We start from the raw sequence: 261 nt of genomic DNA, 5'->3' as shown, positions 1-261 counted from the left end.
ATCCGCGCTACGGCTGCGAGCGGGAATGCACCGAGGAGCTGGGGCTAGACCTTACCCTGGGCGCGCTGCTGGTGATCGAGCACCAGTTCCATCCGGAACCGTACGGTGACTCCATGCTCTTTGTGTACGATGGCGGCACCCTGGCTGAGGATGCGGTCATCACCTTGCCGGACGCGGAATTGCTCAGCTACCGCTTCCTGCCGCCGGACGAGCTCGAAAGCGTGACGGTGGTGCCGCTGGCCAACCGGCTGCGGGCCGCGC

1 protein-coding gene is annotated in these 261 nt (G+C 66.3%); it reads left to right on the top strand.

Annotated features, from left to right (window positions below):
• On the top strand, window positions 1-261 hold a 261-nt coding region (locus AC5RVV_RS18440; protein ID WP_494002768.1), incomplete at both ends, for an NUDIX domain-containing protein.

The organism is Arthrobacter sp. MDT2-34-1 (genome assembly GCF_059091365.1).
This window is presented reverse-complemented; position numbering and strand designations above follow the sequence as displayed.